This window comes from Methanoculleus marisnigri JR1 (assembly GCF_000015825.1).
Lineage (GTDB): Archaea > Halobacteriota > Methanomicrobia > Methanomicrobiales > Methanoculleaceae > Methanoculleus > Methanoculleus marisnigri.
In genome coordinates this window covers 972,605-988,301 of sequence record NC_009051.1, presented here as the reverse complement: position 1 = coordinate 988,301, position 15,697 = coordinate 972,605, and the positions used below count along the sequence as shown (strand labels likewise).

The 15,697-nt window shown below is 62.1% G+C and carries 11 protein-coding genes; 6 read left to right on the top strand and 5 right to left on the bottom strand.

All coding sequences use genetic code 11. The annotated features are described in order from the left end of the window. Window positions 1–10 precede the first annotated feature (10 nt). Window positions 11–1,303: a phosphoribosylamine--glycine ligase gene (gene purD / locus MEMAR_RS04915; protein WP_011843844.1), complete on the top strand. Its 1,293-nt coding sequence runs from the start codon at window positions 11–13 to the stop codon at window positions 1,301–1,303. Continuing rightward, window positions 1,300–2,229: an ornithine carbamoyltransferase gene (gene argF / locus MEMAR_RS04910; RefSeq protein ID WP_011843843.1), complete on the top strand. Its 930-nt coding sequence runs from the start codon at window positions 1,300–1,302 to the stop codon at window positions 2,227–2,229. The genes purD and argF overlap by 4 nt, the downstream gene beginning before the upstream one ends. An 819-nt stretch (window positions 2,230–3,048) precedes the next feature. Here argF and MEMAR_RS04905 read toward each other — a convergent pair. Then, window positions 3,049–3,282, bottom strand: a complete 234-nt coding sequence (locus MEMAR_RS04905) for a hypothetical protein (RefSeq protein WP_011843842.1) — start codon at window positions 3,280–3,282, stop codon at window positions 3,049–3,051. Window positions 3,283–3,295: 13 nt separating this feature from the next. Next, window positions 3,296–4,792, bottom strand: coding sequence for a methanogenesis marker 14 protein (locus MEMAR_RS04900; protein ID WP_011843841.1), 1,497 nt, complete (start codon window positions 4,790–4,792; stop codon window positions 3,296–3,298). Between the two features lie 419 nt (window positions 4,793–5,211). Here MEMAR_RS04900 and MEMAR_RS04895 point away from each other — a divergent pair, with 419 nt between their 5' ends. Next, window positions 5,212–5,616: a pyridoxamine 5'-phosphate oxidase family protein gene (locus MEMAR_RS04895; RefSeq protein ID WP_011843840.1), complete on the top strand. Its 405-nt coding sequence runs from the start codon at window positions 5,212–5,214 to the stop codon at window positions 5,614–5,616. 8 nt (window positions 5,617–5,624) lie between these two features. On the opposite strand, the gene MEMAR_RS04890 is transcribed toward MEMAR_RS04895, so the two are convergent. Further along, entirely contained in the window at window positions 5,625–6,812 is a 1,188-nt protein-coding gene (locus MEMAR_RS04890; protein WP_011843839.1) for an argininosuccinate synthase, read from the bottom strand. 426 nt (window positions 6,813–7,238) lie between these two features. Between MEMAR_RS04890 and MEMAR_RS04885 the strand changes: the two genes are divergently transcribed. The 3 genes from MEMAR_RS04885 (at window position 7,239) to MEMAR_RS04875 (ending at window position 10,584) form a co-directional block, all read left to right on the top strand. After that, complete coding sequence (locus MEMAR_RS04885) at window positions 7,239–8,498, top strand: quaternary amine ABC transporter ATP-binding protein (protein WP_011843838.1); 1,260 nt, start codon at window positions 7,239–7,241, stop codon at window positions 8,496–8,498. Beyond that, complete coding sequence (locus MEMAR_RS04880; protein WP_011843837.1) at window positions 8,485–9,330, top strand: ABC transporter permease; 846 nt, start codon at window positions 8,485–8,487, stop codon at window positions 9,328–9,330. The genes MEMAR_RS04885 and MEMAR_RS04880 overlap by 14 nt, the downstream gene beginning before the upstream one ends. 384 nt (window positions 9,331–9,714) lie before the next feature. Continuing rightward, window positions 9,715–10,584, top strand: coding sequence for a glycine betaine ABC transporter substrate-binding protein (locus MEMAR_RS04875; protein ID WP_011843836.1), 870 nt, complete (start codon window positions 9,715–9,717; stop codon window positions 10,582–10,584). Between the two features lie 851 nt (window positions 10,585–11,435). On the opposite strand, the gene carB is transcribed toward MEMAR_RS04875, so the two are convergent. Further along, on the bottom strand, window positions 11,436–14,606 hold the full coding sequence (gene carB / locus MEMAR_RS04865) for a carbamoyl-phosphate synthase large subunit (RefSeq protein WP_011843834.1): 3,171 nt from the start codon (window positions 14,604–14,606) through the stop codon (window positions 11,436–11,438). After that, complete coding sequence (gene carA, locus MEMAR_RS04860; protein ID WP_011843833.1) at window positions 14,606–15,661, bottom strand: glutamine-hydrolyzing carbamoyl-phosphate synthase small subunit; 1,056 nt, start codon at window positions 15,659–15,661, stop codon at window positions 14,606–14,608. Before carA ends, carB begins: the two co-directional genes overlap by 1 nt. Between the last annotated feature and the right edge of the window lie 36 nt (window positions 15,662–15,697).

Genomic DNA, 15,697 nt, shown 5'->3' with positions numbered 1-15,697 from the left:
GGCAAATATGATGGATATGAAAGTACTCGTTGTAGGCGGTGGTGGCAGGGAGCATGCGATCACCAGGGCGCTTTCCTGCAACAGCGACACGAAGATTTTTTCTGTCATGGCACGCAAGAACCCGGGGATTGCCCGGCTCTCGGAGCGGGTGCTCCTCGAAAAAGAGACCAATATCGAGAAAGTAATACCATTCGCCACCAATTGCGGAGTTGATGCCGCAGTCATCGGGCCGGAGGCCCCCCTTGAGGCGGGCATCGTCGACCGCCTTGAGGCGGCGGGGATACCGTCTCTCGGGCCGACGCGTGCCGCGGCCCGGATCGAGACGGACAAGGCGTTCTGCCGCCGACTGATGGAGCGGCACGGAATCGCGGGGTGCCCGGAGTACCGGGTCTGCCGCGACCCGGAGGAGGCACGGCGGTTCATCGAGTCCTACGACGGCGACCTCGCGGTCAAGCCCATCGGGCTCACCGGCGGGAAGGGCGTGCGCATCATGGGCGAACACGTCGATGTGGCGGGGGCGGTCGAGTACGCCCGGGAGATCGGGGGAAGCGTCGTCCTGGAAGAGCGGCTGGTGGGGGAGGAGTTTACCCTCCAGGCGTTCGTCGACGGCGAGCACCTGATACCCATGCCGCTCGTGCAGGACCACAAGCGTGCCTACGAAGGGGACGTGGGACCGAACACCGGCGGCATGGGCTCCTACTCCCTGGCAGATCACATGCTCCCCTTCGTCTCCCGCCGGGACTACGAGAAAGCCCTCCGGATCATGACAGACACGGTCGCGGCCATGCGGGCAGAGGGGACGCCCTACCGGGGAATCCTCTACGGCCAGTTCATGAACACCCGCGAAGGCCCGAAAGTCATCGAGTTCAACGCCCGGTTCGGTGACCCCGAGGCCATGAACGTTCTTTCGCTCCTGGAATCGGATTTTGCCGGGATCGTCGGCCACATCATCGAGGGCGATCTTGCGCCGTCGCACGTCCGGTTCGCGAAGAAGGCGACGGTCTGCAAGTACCTCGTCCCCGAGGGCTACCCGGATGCGCCGAGGGCGAACGAACCGCTTACCCTCGGCGACTACGGCGACGCCCTGCTGTATTACGCAAGCGTCGAGGAGCGGGACGGGACGCTCCACACCCTGACGTCACGGACGCTCGCGTTCGTCGGGAGGGGCGAGACGCTCGAGGAGGCCGAAGCGATAGCCGAGAAAGCGGCATCTTCCGTCTCGGGAAGCGTCTTTCACCGCAGGGACATCGGCACACCCGAGATCCTCGAGAAGAGGTGCCAGCACATGAGGGAGATTTTATGAAGAAGGATTTTCTCTCGATCCTCGATATCGGCGAGTACGAACTCGAGAGCATCGTTGCCGACGCAGTGCGCCTGAAGAGGCTGAAGTCTGCGGGAACCGCACACGAATTCCTCAGAGGCAAGAGCCTCGGGATGATCTTCGAGAAGGCGTCCACCCGCACCCGGGTCTCGTTCGAGGTGGGGATGTCCGATCTCGGCGGCCACGCGCTCTTCTTAAATCCCCAGGATATGCAGCTCGGACGGGGCGAGGAGATCCGGGACACGGCACGGGTGCTTGCCCGCTACGTCGATGCGGTGATGATCCGCGCCTACAGTCACGCCGCCATCGAGGAGTTCGCCCGCTACGCGAATGTTCCGGTCGTCAACGGCCTCTCCGATCGCCTGCACCCGTGCCAGGTGCTGGCCGACATCATGACCCTCAGCGAGCGGTTCGGCGATCTCCACGGCCTGAAACTCGCGTGGGTCGGGGACGGCAACAACGTCTGCAACTCGTGGCTCCTCTCCTCCGCCCTGACCGGGATGGAGATTGCGGTTGCCAGCCCCCCGCGCTACCGGCCGAGGGACGAGATCGTCGACCAGGCACGGGCGGCGGGAGGAAAGGTCACCGTCGTCACAGACCCGGATGAAGCGGTCAGGGACGCGGATGTCCTCTACACCGACATCTGGGTCTCCATGGGCGACGAACAGGAGCGTGCCGAGCGGTTACAGGCGCTCAAAGGCTACACGATAGACTCCCGCCTCCTTGCGCAGGCGTCCCCCGACGCTCTCGTGATGCACTGCCTCCCCGCCCACCGGGGCGAGGAGATCACCGACGAGGTGATGGAAGGGCCGCAGAGCATCGTCTGGGACCAGGCCGAGAACCGGCTCCACGCGCAGAAGGCGCTCCTCGTGCGGCTGATCGCGGGCGGGATGGCGTCGGTCGATTGAAACATCTCCGCGGCCGATCCGCCCGGGGTTCGATGGGTGAGATCGGTTGTGGGCTCTCTCCGGCCGGAAGCCATAGGGTTCCCCGGTGGGGGAGCCCGTCCAGGGATTTTTAGCGGACTGTGCAACTCGCACCTTGTAGTAATCTAGTTCCATTTCTGACGCATCGTTGTGGCTCGAAACCAGATAACGCCTCAAACTCGAATATACGGCCCTAACCGTGAGAAATCCCGGGACACTGGACCGTGGGGATATCGCCACGCACTGCCCCCGCCCCCCGGGGCGGGGTGCGACGGGGCCATAGGGCCGGAGCATGAGCACCGAAGGTGCGGAGGAGGAGGCCGAAGGCCGGGCGGGGTGGGGGTTAGCGGTGTCCTCAAACCAGGTAGAGACAGGGGAGGGGGGCTGCACCCCCCCTCCCCGTCAGCCCCTCCCCCTGTGGCGATATCCCCAAGAAATCCGTGCATAGGGGTAAGCGGTCTCCCAAGAACGAGACGTGAGTGTGACTGGCCGAAGGTGCAACGTTCCTGAGCCCGACGGACAATGTCCGGAGTTTGAGAAATTGTTAGGCTTCGAGCAGGAGTGTGAGCACCCTTAGGTGCACAGTTCCCTGGAGAGTTGCGTATGGGAGTAGGCAATACTCCAATACGAATAGAACCCTAAAAATCCCTGGACGAGATTTTGCCATCAGGAAGGCCCCGAAACTCCTGAGAAGAGTCCAGGTATGACAAACATTCCTCCAACCACCGCCCGGTCTCCCCGAGCAGCACTCATACCCCGCCCCGGAACTCCCCGGCTTAAAACCGGGAAAAAAAGATGTCGTTATTCCGCGACGAACTCTTTGAGCTGCTCAAAAAGGTACTTCTGCACCTCTTCGACGACCTCTCTCTTCCCGCGGAACGCAATCAGTTCCCGTGCGTCTCCGTCCATGTTCGCGAACGACAGCCTCTGTTGCCGGCGCACCACTTCGACGTCGTACTTCTCGGCAACGTCGTAGATCATCCTCCGCGGCACACCGGGGGGAACGAGCATATCGTAGAGTTCTTCTTCAGCCATGGTTCACCAGATCCTACTTTCCTATTTTGATCCGGCGGGACATAATACATGGCCCTCCCCGCACACCGCCGAGCGGAGCCTTCGGTTTCCCGAGTGAGTTCATGCACCGGCCCATCAGTGCCGCTCCCCGGGCAAGGCCGTCGTCCACGAAGACCAGGTGGTCGTTCGGGGTGTCGTAGAGGTTTCGTTCCGTGATGCCCGCGAGGATGTACTCGGGCTTCCTCCCCGATATCGCCGCACGCCCGGTGAACCCGATCGACGAGTTCGGCGGCACCATCTCTCTCTCGACGGCGACGTCGATGAGCCGGAGCGCCATCCTCGCGCAGACCCGGTCGACGACCTCGGTCAGCATCGCCATGCCGTGTTTCTCGTGGATTTCTTGCCCGATCTCCTCGAGCGCGGGCATACCGCTGCCGTTGACGCCCGAGTCGCACCCGATGAGGGCGACGCCAGACTTGTCGGCCACGTCGGCGCAGACCGGAACCCGCCCGAATCTCGTCCGGTCGGGAGGGACGATCCGGATGTCGATGTGCTCGTGGCAGCGGTCGACGTAGTCATCGACGACGGAACGCTTCCTGCCCCCGAACGCGCCCTTGATACTGTGGTCGCCGAAGAGGTCGAGCGCGGTTCCTGTCTGCTCCTTCACGAGCCCGGTGCCCCGGACGATCGCGTCCGGTATGGCGCCCGCGAGCCCGCAGAAGTTCCCGGTCGTCTGGGCGAACGGGTTCGGGTCATCGCGGGCGACGTCGCTCGTGATCCGGCCGTCGAGCGTCGTCCCGAAGTCGATGGATATGCAGGGGTTCCGGAAGTCGACCGGCGTCCACTTTGCGCCCTCCTTGATGCCTGCCATCGCAAGCTCGCCTTCCATCTCGTTTGCCACCATCTCGACGCCGGTGCACCCGACCGGCGGCACGACGCCGGCCACCGCACCGACGAAGACCACTTTATCGGCGAACGAGAACTGCCGGAGTTTCGGCGGGAGGTTGTCGATCGACATCGGCGGGGTCATCTTCCGCGGGGGAACGCCTGCTTCGAGGCAGCCGTTTGCAAGAGCAATGACAAAGTCCCCGACCTGGTCGGGAGAGTCCATCGCCGCCACGACGCCGGTGCTCCTGACGACGAAGTCCAGGTCGTCCTTGATGCTCAGGTGAGCCTCCTTGTGGCACTGGATCAGGGTGTCGCGCACCAGTTCCGTGACCGACTCCCGCGTCAACTCCGTGCCGTCCAGGGTCGCCCCGAAGATCGTCTCGCCCGGTTTTGGCGGCCGGACGTCGCGGCTCATGGTCACGGTCTTGTTGATGACATAGGACCTGCCCGTCTCCAGGTTCGTGCCGGTCAGGATGCACTTTGTCGTGGTATTGCCCATCTCAACAGACGCCACGATAAAATAGGGCTTCACCCGGTACTCGGGAACACCCGCGCCCGCCCCGTGCGAGAGCGACGGCGGAGGGGGGCTTTCGACGATGTGAGGTGTAGGTTTGAAAAAGCGCTCCAAAAAGCGGGCACACATAGTAGTCGTTTCCCCGTCTCCCACTTTATACCTTTCCATGATTCCATACGGTTCCCGTGACCCGGAGAGGGAGAAAATCGCTGAGGAACCTCACCTTCCTGTTCCCGGGACGCTATCTCGGCTTCTCCAGCAGGATTTATTGATTCGGGAGATGTCTGGCGCCCGGGTTCGAGGCCGGGAGTTTGACGAGGGTCTGGTCTTTGCCGTGCAGGCGGGAGGAGCGTGAGAAGCCGTTACGCCTCCGGCCTCCCCGCACCGTGCGAAAGATCGCTTTCGCCGTCGTCACGGATCACCACCGAACGGCCGGCACTGCCGGTTCCGGCAGAGCGCTTATATATCGCTAACACGGATAACCACATTACCGGATGGGTTCCGGCGCTTCGTCGCGCCCGTTCCGCTTCCAGGGAGAGGTGAACCGTATGGTTGCGCTTTCAGGTGAGATTAAGGAGATATTTACGAAGACCAAAGTCATGCCGATGGCCACCGCTTCAAAGAGCGGCGTTCCGAACGTGGCGCCGATGGCATCGATCCAGCTCGTCGCCGACGACACCATCTGGATCATGGACAACTACATGGTAAAGACGCTTGAAAACCTCAAAGAGAACCCTGTCACGGCGCTCTATTTCTACGACCAGGAGACCAAGCGCTGCTTCCAGGTGAAGGGGGACACGGAGATCAAGACGTCCGGCCCCGACTACGAGAAGTTCCGCGACCAGGTGAGGACGAAGGGCCACCAGTACCCGGCGAAGTCGCTCATCGTCATCAAGATCACCGACGTCTTCGAGTGCACGCCGGGAAAAGAAGCCGGGAAGAAGGTGCTCTAGGCACCTCTTCAACACTTCTTGAGATTTTTGAGCAGGCGAGCCTGCAGGCCGAAGTAATTCGAGAACCCGACGGCGTGGTTCTGGTCGAGCGTCGTCGAGTCGAAGGACACCAGATCGTCGGAGTAGAGCGCGGAATCCGAGCTCCGTCCGAGCACCTTCACGCTGCCCTTGTAGAGGCCGACGTCCACGGTGCCGTTCGCCCGCTCCTGCGTCTTGTCGATGAACGCGTTGAGCGCGTAGAAGAGCGGTTCGTGCACGAGCCCCATGTAGGCGAGTTCCGACCACTTATCGTCGACGATACGCTTGAACGCGAGCTCCGAACGGGTCAGGACGAGGCGTTCGAGATCGCTGTGCGCGGCGAGGAGGACGGTCGCGGCCGGGTGCTCGTAGATCTCGCGAGCCTTCAGGCCGAGGATCCGGTCCTCGACCATATCGTTGCGGCCGACACCGTTCCTTCCGGCGATCCTGTTCAGCTCCCGGATCAGGGCAAGACCGGACATCTTCTTTCCGTTGAGAGCGACCGGGACACCCTGCTCGAACTCGATACGGATCTCTTCCATCGCGTCGGGAGCATCCTTCGGCGAGACCGTCCAGGCATAGATATCGTCGGGCGGGTGGAAGGCCGGGTCCTCGAGTTTGCCGCCCTCGATGCTCCGGCTCCAGCAGTTCTCGTCGATGCTGTAGGGCTTGTCCTTCGCCACCGTCACCGGGATATCGTGATCCTGTGCGTAGCAGATCTCCCACTCGCGGGTCAGGTTCATCTCCCGCATCGGCGCAACGATATCGTATCCGGCGGCCCTGAAGATGAAGTCGAACCGGAGCTGGTCGTTTCCTTTGCCGGTGCACCCGTGCGCGATCTTTGAGGCGCTTTCCTGCTTCGCGACCTTCACGATCTCCTCGGCGATCAGCGGGCGGGCAAGCGCCGTGCCCATCGGGTAGCCCTCGTACGACCCGTTCGCTCGTATCGAGGGGAAGAGGCAGTCCGCTACGAACTTCTCCTTCGCATCGATGGTGTAGTGGTTGTCTGCAAGCATCCGGCCCTTCTCTGTTGCCCGGGCGATCTCCTCCTCGGGCTGGCCCACGTCGACGGCGACGGTGACGATCTCGTCGAACCCGTAGTGCTCGCGCAGGAGGGGAATACAGATGGAGGTGTCGAGACCTCCCGAAAATGCTAGGACGACTTTTCCCTTTTCCATGGTACTGATCTCCGCGTTCCTCCCTGCCTAACGGCAGACTGGAGTAATCTACATTGATATGACCTTTCACCCAATAAAAGAAATGGTATGGACGGACGCACCGACAGGAATCCCGACCACCCCTGTTTTTCCAGGTGCCGAAGGGTAGGGCGCGAAGGCCCCGGAGGCGCTGCCGCAACGACCGGGTAACCCCGGCGCCTGTCTGCGCGGCCGGAGGTCACCGGGGGCCGGGGAGGAGATCCCGGGATCCGGAAGAATGAGCACTATATAGAAAATAGTCGGCACACTATAGATAAATCACGGGATAAGGGGCATTCATACAGCCCAGCGTTTAAAAAACATCAAAATGGCCCAAAAATTAAAAACCGTCCAAAAGTAAGCGGATTTTAAGGAACCCGAAATTATAAAGCAGATAACATAGAAATCGTGAAGCTGGAGGGGTCCGTCATTTTTGAGGAGATACCCATAGAGTACACAAGATCATTACAACCAATAATCAGCGTCAGGGACCTGACCAAGGTATTTGGGCAGGACCCGGAAAAGGCACTGGAACTCCATAGAACAGGCCGCTCGAAACAGGAGATCTACGAGGAGACCGGCTCGACGCTGGCCCTCGATGACGTCTCGTTCGACGTCATGCCGGGCGAGACGTTCGTCCTGATGGGGCTGTCCGGGAGCGGGAAATCGACGCTCCTGCGCTGCATCAACCGAATCATCGACCCCACCGAGGGCGAAATACTGATCGGCGGCGAGGACATCGTCGGCATGGGCCATGAAGAACTCCGGACGACCCGGCGACGCAAACTCGGGATGATCTTCCAGGGTTTCGCTCTCCTCCCCCATCGAACGGTTCTCGACAACGTCGCTTTCGGCCTCGAGATCCAGGGCGTCCCGGCGGAAGAACGGCACGCGAAAGCCGAGGAAGTGCTCCAGATGGTGGGGCTCGGGGGCTACGGGGCGAGCATGCCCGGGGAGCTCTCCGGCGGCATGAAGCAGCGTGTCGGGCTCGCCCGCGCGCTCACCAGCGACCCGGATGTACTCCTGATGGACGAGGCGTTCAGCGCTCTCGACCCCCTTATCCGCAGGGACATGCAGGACGAACTGCTGGACCTCCAGCAGCGGCTCGGCAAGACAATCATCTTCGTCACCCACGACCTCGACGAGGCCCTGAAACTCGGCGACCGGATCGCCCTGATGAAGGACGGCGCAATCGTGCAGATCGGCACGCCGGAGGAGATCCTGACGAACCCCGAGAACGCCTACGTCGAGAAGTTCGTCGCCGACGTCGACCTCACGAGGGTTCTCTCGGCAAGCGACGTGATGCGGCGCCCCGAGCCGGTCGCCCAGTGCACCGCGGGCCCGAGGGTGGCCCTGCACCTCATGGAGGAGCACGATATTACAGGGGTATTCGTGGTCACCCGTCAGCGCCTGCTCAGGGGCCTGGTGACGCTCGAAGCTGCTGCCGGAGCCGTCAAGAAGGGCAAGGAATTACAGGAAGTGCTCATCACCGACGTTCCCGTCGTGGCTCCCGATGCATCGCTTTCCGACATCATCTCGCTGATCGTCGAGAGCCCCTATCCTGTGGCGGTGGTGGACGATACCGGCAGGCTCAGGGGTGTCATATCGCGTGGCGCCATCCTTGCTGCTCTGGCACGAAAGGGGGAGGATATCAATGCAACTTCCTAAACTCCCCGTGGGAGATGCCGTCGAAGTGCTCGTTTACTGGATCGAGCAGTACTTCGGCTGGCTGCTCGATGCCATCAGCGGAGGGCTCGGGTTCCTCATCGGCGGGTTTCAGAGCATCCTGATCGCCATACCGGCACCGATCCTGATCGTCCTGATAAGCGTGCTGGTCTGGTTCGTCACCCGGCGCGACATCAAGCTGGCAGGGCTTACCGCGCTCGGCCTGCTGCTGATCTGGGATCTCCAGCTCTGGAGCCTGGCCATGCTCACCCTGGCGCTCGTCCTCGTCTCGACGATCGTCGCGCTCGCGATATCGATCCCGCTCGGTATCGCGGCCGCAGGAAGCGACGCGCTCAATGCAGCGCTCCGGCCGATCCTCGACTTCATGCAGACGATGCCCTCGTTCGTTTACCTCATCCCCGCCGTGATCTTCTTCGGCATCGGGAACGTGCCGGGCACCATCGCAACGGTCGTCTTCGCGATACCGCCGGCATTGCGCCTCACCAACCTCGGGATCCGGCAGGTGCCGATCGAACTGATCGAGGTCGCGGACGCGTTCGGCTCGACGCCCCGGCAGAAACTCCTCAAGGTGCAGCTCCCGGTTGCGCTTCCCACCATCATGGCGGGGGTGAACCAGTGCATCATGCTCGCCCTCTCCATGGTCGTCATCGCATCGATGATCGGTGCCAGAGGGCTCGGCTACCAGGTGCTCGTGGGCATCCAGCGAGTGGATATCGGCGGGGGGTTCGAGGCGGGGCTTGCCATCGTGATCATCGCGATCATCCTCGACCGGATCACCCAGAACCTCGTGCCGCAGCACAATGAGAGGTCGTGACCGGGAAAAGCGGATCGGGTCCCACATTTTTTCGCGAACTTCCCGGACACCGGACAACGGCAGAACGGCGATGCTGCCTGCGCATCGAGGATCATTTCCCGGCTGCACATACTTTAAAATCCAGTTTCAAGCGGGCTCCGTTCGACGAACGGAACCCGTAAAACCTAAATAAGGTTAAGTCCATACGTTGAACCGGTCAAAAACGGGCCTTTTTGCCCTGGGGTGCAAACACGCCAGGAGTGGCATCTACCGCCACCTCTGCTCGATATCCAGGTCATCGGCGAATCGCCGTCCCGGACAAGTTCGTGAGAAACCGGAACCCCACACAGCCGGGTTCTGAATGCAACCCGCCCCAGAAGGCGGTAAAAACATACGAGGTGAAATATGGTTCGAAAAATTGGAAGCCTGCTCGCACTGACAGGCTTAATCCTGACACTCTCCCTCTTCTCCGCCGGATGCACCGGTACGGAAACTGAGGCAAAGGAGGTCAGCATCGGCTACGTCACGTGGGACTGTGCAATTGCCAGCAGCAACGTGATGAAGCAGGTCTTTGAAGAAGCGGGATACGATGTCGAAATGGTCGCAGTCGACGCAGGACCGCTCTTCCAGGCGCTCGCCAGCGGAGACGTCGACTTCACGACGACCGGATGGCTCCCGCACACCCATGCGCACTACTGGGAGCAGTACGGCGACCAGATCGATTACGTCAATGAAAACATCCCCGGCGCGGCACGGATCGGGCTTGTCGTCCCGACTTACGTGACCATCGACTCGATCGAGGAGATGAACGACGTCTCGGACCAGTTCGACGGCAGGATCGTCGGCATCGAGCCCGGTGCGGGCATCATGACCCGGACCGAACAGGCCATCGATGAGTACGATCTCAACTACGAGTTGGTTGCAAGCAGCAGCGCCGGCATGGCGGCTGAGCTCTCCTCCGCCATCAGCGGCGAGGAGTGGGTCGTGGTGACCGGATGGTCGCCGCACTGGAAGTTCGGCCGCTTCGACCTCAAGTTCCTCGAAGACCCGAAGGGCGTCTACGGCGGGGCCGAGGACGTCGTGACTCTCGCGCGCCAGGGTCTGGCGGAAGACGACCCGGAGGCCTACGCCATCCTTGAGCGGTTCGAGTGGACTGCCGAGGACATCGCGTTGGTCATGACCGATATCGAGGGCGGCATGTCCGAAGAGGAAGCCGCGCAGAAGTGGATCGATGCCAACCGCGACAAGGTCGACGTCTGGCTCGGGAACGCATAACCCTCTCTTTTTTTCCAACTCGCTCTAAACGCTTCGCATACTCTGCCGGTTTGTTATCTGGTGGTACTCACCTGCCCTGGCCTTCGGCCTCCTCCCCTTCCTGAGGAGCGGGGCAGCCATGGCGATAAACGATGTTTCGACAGGAACAGGGTTCGAACACCTCCTGGTGCTAGCCTGGCGGAAAGCCTTATCCAGGGAGCGAGCCGGGACCCTTTACATTTCCAGGTTCTCCCATACTGTGGACCGTGGGAGACTCGCACCTTTGGTGCTCGAACTCCGCCTGCCCTTCGGGCACGCATCGTTTATCGCCATTGGGGAAGGGGCCGACGGGGAGTGCGATGCTCCGAAGGAGCAGAGCTCGACCACCGTCAGGTGGGAAGGGGGGCCTGCCCCCTCCCCTGTCTCTACCATGTAAGCCTCTAACTGTTGCCCCCACCCCGCCCGCGCTTCGCGCTCCTCATTCGCACCTACGGTGCTCATGCTCCGGCCCTATGGCCCGTCGCACCCCACACCTCGGGGCGGGGGCAGTCATGGCGATAGGCGATGGTTCGGAGAACGACTGTCCTTAGGACAGGAGTTCGAGAAGGCCGGAGGTCTTCGAGAACCGGAGCTAGAGCACCGAAGGTGCGAAGCCAGTGGGAAGCCGTCCACGGTTCTTCTTCAGAGGCTCCCCGTGCTCTCGGCAAGAGGCCGTTCACAACGCAGATATACATATTGGGCCAACGGCGAAATTACAGGAAAATCTGCGAAAAATCTCGCAAGATGGGACAGCAATAGAATCAGGCAGCACTATCAGGAATAGAGTAATCGCGCGCAAAACCCGGTAGAAAAAAGAGTGCGCGAGAGGCGCATTACATCAGCCCGTGGTAATGCCCGAGCGGCTCGATAGTAATCTCCTCCCGCTTGATGGCGTCGATCGCCATCGCCGCCGCCCGCGCCGCCTGGAGGGTGGTGATGTAGGGTATGCCGTAATCGACGGCGGCCCGCATGATCTGGATGTGATCCTGCCGGGACGCCTTGTCCGCCGGGGTGTTGATGATCAGCCGGATGCTGCCGGAACGCATCGCGTCGATGACGTTCGGGGAGCCTTCCTGAACCTTCCGCACAAGGTTTGCCTCGACACCGTTCTGGGTGAGGAAGTCGACCGTCCCGCTTGTCCCATACAGCGAGAGGCCGAGTTCCCGGAGTTTCCGGGCGACCGGCAGGAGTTCCTCCTTCTGCTCGTCCGTCACCGAGATGAAGACGTTGCCGGTCGTCGGCAGGGTGTTGTCTGCAGCAGTGCATGCCTTGTAGTAGGCACGACCGAAGTCGTAATCGATGCCCATCACCTCGCCGGTGCTCTTCATCTCCGGCCCGAGGACGGTGTCGACGCCGGGGAGCTTGTTGAAGGGCAGGAGCACCTCTTTGACCGCGACGTGCTCGATCTCGGGCTCGGCGACACCCATATCGGCAAGTTTCCGGCCCACCATCACCTTCGCCGCGATCTTCGCGAGCGCGATGCCCGTCGCCTTCGCGACGAACGGCACCGTCCGGCTCGCACGCGGGTTCGCCTCCAGGACATAGACCACGTCGTTTCTAACGGCATACTGGATGTTGATCAGGCCGACGACCCCGAGGCCGAGAGCGATCTTCTTCGTGTAGTCCCGCACCCGCGCGATCACCGAGGGCGTGAGGGACTGCGGCGGTATGACGCAGGCCGAGTCGCCGGAGTGGACGCCGGCCCACTCGATGTGCTCCATGATGCCGCCGATCAGGACGTCCGTCCCGTCCGAGACCGCGTCGACATCGATCTCGACGGCGTTCTGGAGGAAGGAGTCGATCAGCACCGGGTGTTTCCGGCTCACCCGGACGGCCTCCTTGATGTAACTCTCGAGTTCGGCCTCGTCGTGGACGAGTTCCATCGCCCGGCCCCCGAGGACGTAGGACGGCCTGACCAGCACCGGGTAGCCGATCTCCCCGGCCATCTCCCGCGCCTCCTCTTCCGAGTAGGCGGAACTGTTCGCCGGGCTCGGGATCTCGAGCCGGGTGAGAAGCCGGCTGAACCGGTCGCGGTCTTCCGCCGCGTCCATGGCGTCGGGCGACGTGCCGAGGATCTTCGTCGGGAGATCGAGACGCCTGATCTCCGCTTCCAGCGGCACGGCCAGGTTCACCGAGTTCTGGCCGCCGAACTGAACCATAACACCGTAGTAGTCGTCCTTCTTGAGGATGTTCATGACGTCCTCAAGCTGCATCGGCTCGAAGAAGAGCCGATCGGAAGTGTCGGCATCGGTCGAGACCGTCTCGGGGTTGTTGTTGACGATATGGACCTCGATCCCCTCCTCTTCGCGAAGCGCCATCACCGCGTGAACGGTGCAGTAGTCGAACTCGATCCCCTGCCCGATCCGGATCGGCCCGGAACCGAGGATCAGCACCTTCTTCGCGCTGTCCCGGACGAGCTCGCACCCCTCCTCCCAGGTGGAGTAGAAGTAGGGCGTCGTCGCCGGGAACTCGGCGGCGCAGGTGTCCACCATCTTGTAGGTCGGGGTTCCTCCGAGCGCCTCGATCTCGCCGGCGGTCTTCTTCGTCAGTGCCAGGAGATCTTCGTCCGAGAACCCAGAGCGCCGGGCGACCCTGACATCCTCCGGTTCGAAATCGGTCTCGAGTTTCCGCTCGAGATCCACGATGTTCTTGATCTTCTCGAGGAAGAACGGCGTGATCGCCGTGAGTTCGGCAATCTCCCTGACCGTGAACCCCTCGCGGAAGGCATCGAAGAGGCACCCGAACCGCTCGTCCGTCGGGGACGTAAGGATCATCCGGATCTCGCTCGGGTTCGTGTGCTGCTGCATATCGTTGTCGAGCGACCGGAGCGCCTTCTTGAACGCCTCCTCGACCGTCCGCCCGATCGCCATCACTTCGCCGGTGCTCTTCATGGCCGTCGTGAGCGTTCGGTCCGCCGACTTGAACTTGTCGAACGGCCACCGCGGCACCTTCACCACCACGTAGTCGATTGCAGGCTCGAAGGATGCCGGGGTGACGCCGGTCACGGTGTTCATGATCTCGTCGAGCCGGAGCCCGATCGCGATCTTTGCCGCGACCCGGGCGATCGGGTAGCCGGTCGCTTTGGAGGCGAGCGCGGACGACCGCGAGACCCGGGGGTTCACCTCGATGATCCGGTAATCGCCGTCTTTGTAGGCGAACTGGATATTGCATCCGCCCTGGACGTCGAGCGCCCGGATGATCTTTATCGCGGCGGTCCGGAGCGTCTGGAACTCGTCGTCACGCAGGGTGAGGATGGGCGCGACGACGACGCTCTCGCCGGTGTGGATACCCATCGGGTCGACGTTCTCCATGCCGCAGACGATGATGCAGGTATCGGCCGCGTCCCGCATCACCTCAAACTCGATCTCCTTCCACCCGGCGACGCTCTCCTCGACCAGCACCTGATGAATCCGGGATCGGGCGAGCCCGAGCTCGCATATCCGCCGCATCTCCTCGGGCGTGTGCGCCACGCCGCCGCCGGAGCCGCCGAGAGTATATGCCGGCCTGATGATCGCCGGGAGACCGACCTCGCGGATCGCCTCGTCGATCTGGTTCATGTGCTCGAGGATCATGCTCCTCGGAACGGGTTCGCCGATGGCGTTCATCAGGTCGCGGAACTGTTCCCGATCTTCGCCCCGGTAGATCGCCTCGAGCGGCGTCCCGAGGATCTCGACGCCCTCGAGCGCACCCATCTCCGCGAGTTCCGCGGTCATGTTGAGGCCGGTCTGGCCGCCCATGCCGCTCAGGATCCCGTCAGGCTTCTCTTTTGCGATGATCTTCGCGATGAGTTCGGCCTTCAGCGGCTCGATGTAGATGACGTCCGCCGTATCGGGGTCGGTCTGGATCGTCGCGGGGTTCGAGTTGACGAGGACGACCTCGACACCCTCCTCCCGGAGCGCGCGGCAGGCCTGCGACCCCGAGAAGTCGAACTCGGCCGCCTGCCCGATCTGGATGGGGCCGGAACCGATGATGAGAACTTTCTTGATATGAGATTTCTTCGGCATTATGGAATCTCCCTGTATATGCGGTCAAAGAAGTGCATCTCCGTATCCCGGGGGCCGCCGTGCGCCTCCGGGTGGAACTGGACGCAGGTGACGGCAAGATCGCGGTTCTCGAACCCCTCGACCGAGCCGTCGTTCACGTTCCGGTACGAGACCGCGCATCCCTCGGGCAGGGTCTCTTCGTCCACCGCGAACCCATGGTTCTGCGTCGTGATGTAGATGCTCCCGTCCTTGTAACGGACCGGCTGGTTCGTCCCCCGGTGTCCGAACTTCATCTTGTAGGTCTCGGCGCCGAGCGCGAGGGCGGCGACCTGGATGCCCATGCAGATCCCGATGACCGGCACCTCGCCGGTCAGATCCCGGACGCACCGGATGGCGTGCGTCGCCCTCCTCGGGTCGCCGGGACCGTTGCTGATGAAGAGTGCGTCGGGCTCTGCCGCCATCACCTCGTCCGGTGCGGCGGTGTGCGGGAAGACGTGGATATCCGCGCCCCGGTGGCCGAGGCTCTCAAGGATGTGCCGCTTCACACCGAGATCGATGACGGCGATCCGCTTTCCGGGACCGGCGATCCGGTAGGGCTCAGGGCAGGAGACATCCCCGATGAGGTCGACGTCACCGATCGGGGAGATGGCCCGGGCGCGCCTGACCGCCTCGTCCCCGTCGTCGCTGCCGACGATGAGCGATGCCCTGAGCGTGCCGACCATCCGGGTCTTTATCGTCAGGCTGCGGGTATCGACGCCCGATATCCCGAAAAGGCCGTTTTCTTCAAAATATTCTGCAACCGAGGGTCGTGCCGCGGGCACGCGTGCGATCTCACGCGCGACGCAGCCCTGCGCGTGAACCTTCGGGCTCTCAAAATTCTGCTGGTCTACACCATAGTTCCCGATGAGGGGATACGTAAACATCAAAAGTTGCCCGGCATAACTGGGGTCAGTCAATGCCTCCATGTAACCGGTCATCTGCGTCGTGAAGACGAGTTCGCCGGAACATGTCCCCTCAACGCCAAAACCATCCCCTACAACAAATGTTCCGTCTTCAAGACCCAGAACCGCCTTCATGAATTACCATACCATGTGGATCAGATTCCTTATTAA

Coding starts and splice junctions, on each gene's coding strand:
- purD (WP_011843844.1), top strand. CDS start 11: ATGGATATGAAAGTACTCGTTGTAGGCGGTGGTGGCAGGGAGCATGCG.
- argF (WP_011843843.1), top strand. CDS start 1,300: ATGAAGAAGGATTTTCTCTCGATCCTCGATATCGGCGAGTACGAACTC.
- MEMAR_RS04905 (WP_011843842.1), bottom strand. CDS start 3,282: ATGGCTGAAGAAGAACTCTACGATATGCTCGTTCCCCCCGGTGTGCCG.
- MEMAR_RS04900 (WP_011843841.1), bottom strand. CDS start 4,792: ATGTGTGCCCGCTTTTTGGAGCGCTTTTTCAAACCTACACCTCACATC.
- MEMAR_RS04895 (WP_011843840.1), top strand. CDS start 5,212: ATGGTTGCGCTTTCAGGTGAGATTAAGGAGATATTTACGAAGACCAAA.
- MEMAR_RS04890 (WP_011843839.1), bottom strand. CDS start 6,812: ATGGAAAAGGGAAAAGTCGTCCTAGCATTTTCGGGAGGTCTCGACACC.
- MEMAR_RS04880 (WP_011843837.1), top strand. CDS start 8,485: ATGCAACTTCCTAAACTCCCCGTGGGAGATGCCGTCGAAGTGCTCGTT.
- MEMAR_RS04875 (WP_011843836.1), top strand. CDS start 9,715: ATGGTTCGAAAAATTGGAAGCCTGCTCGCACTGACAGGCTTAATCCTG.
- carB (WP_011843834.1), bottom strand. CDS start 14,606: ATGCCGAAGAAATCTCATATCAAGAAAGTTCTCATCATCGGTTCCGGC.
- carA (WP_011843833.1), bottom strand. CDS start 15,661: ATGAAGGCGGTTCTGGGTCTTGAAGACGGAACATTTGTTGTAGGGGAT.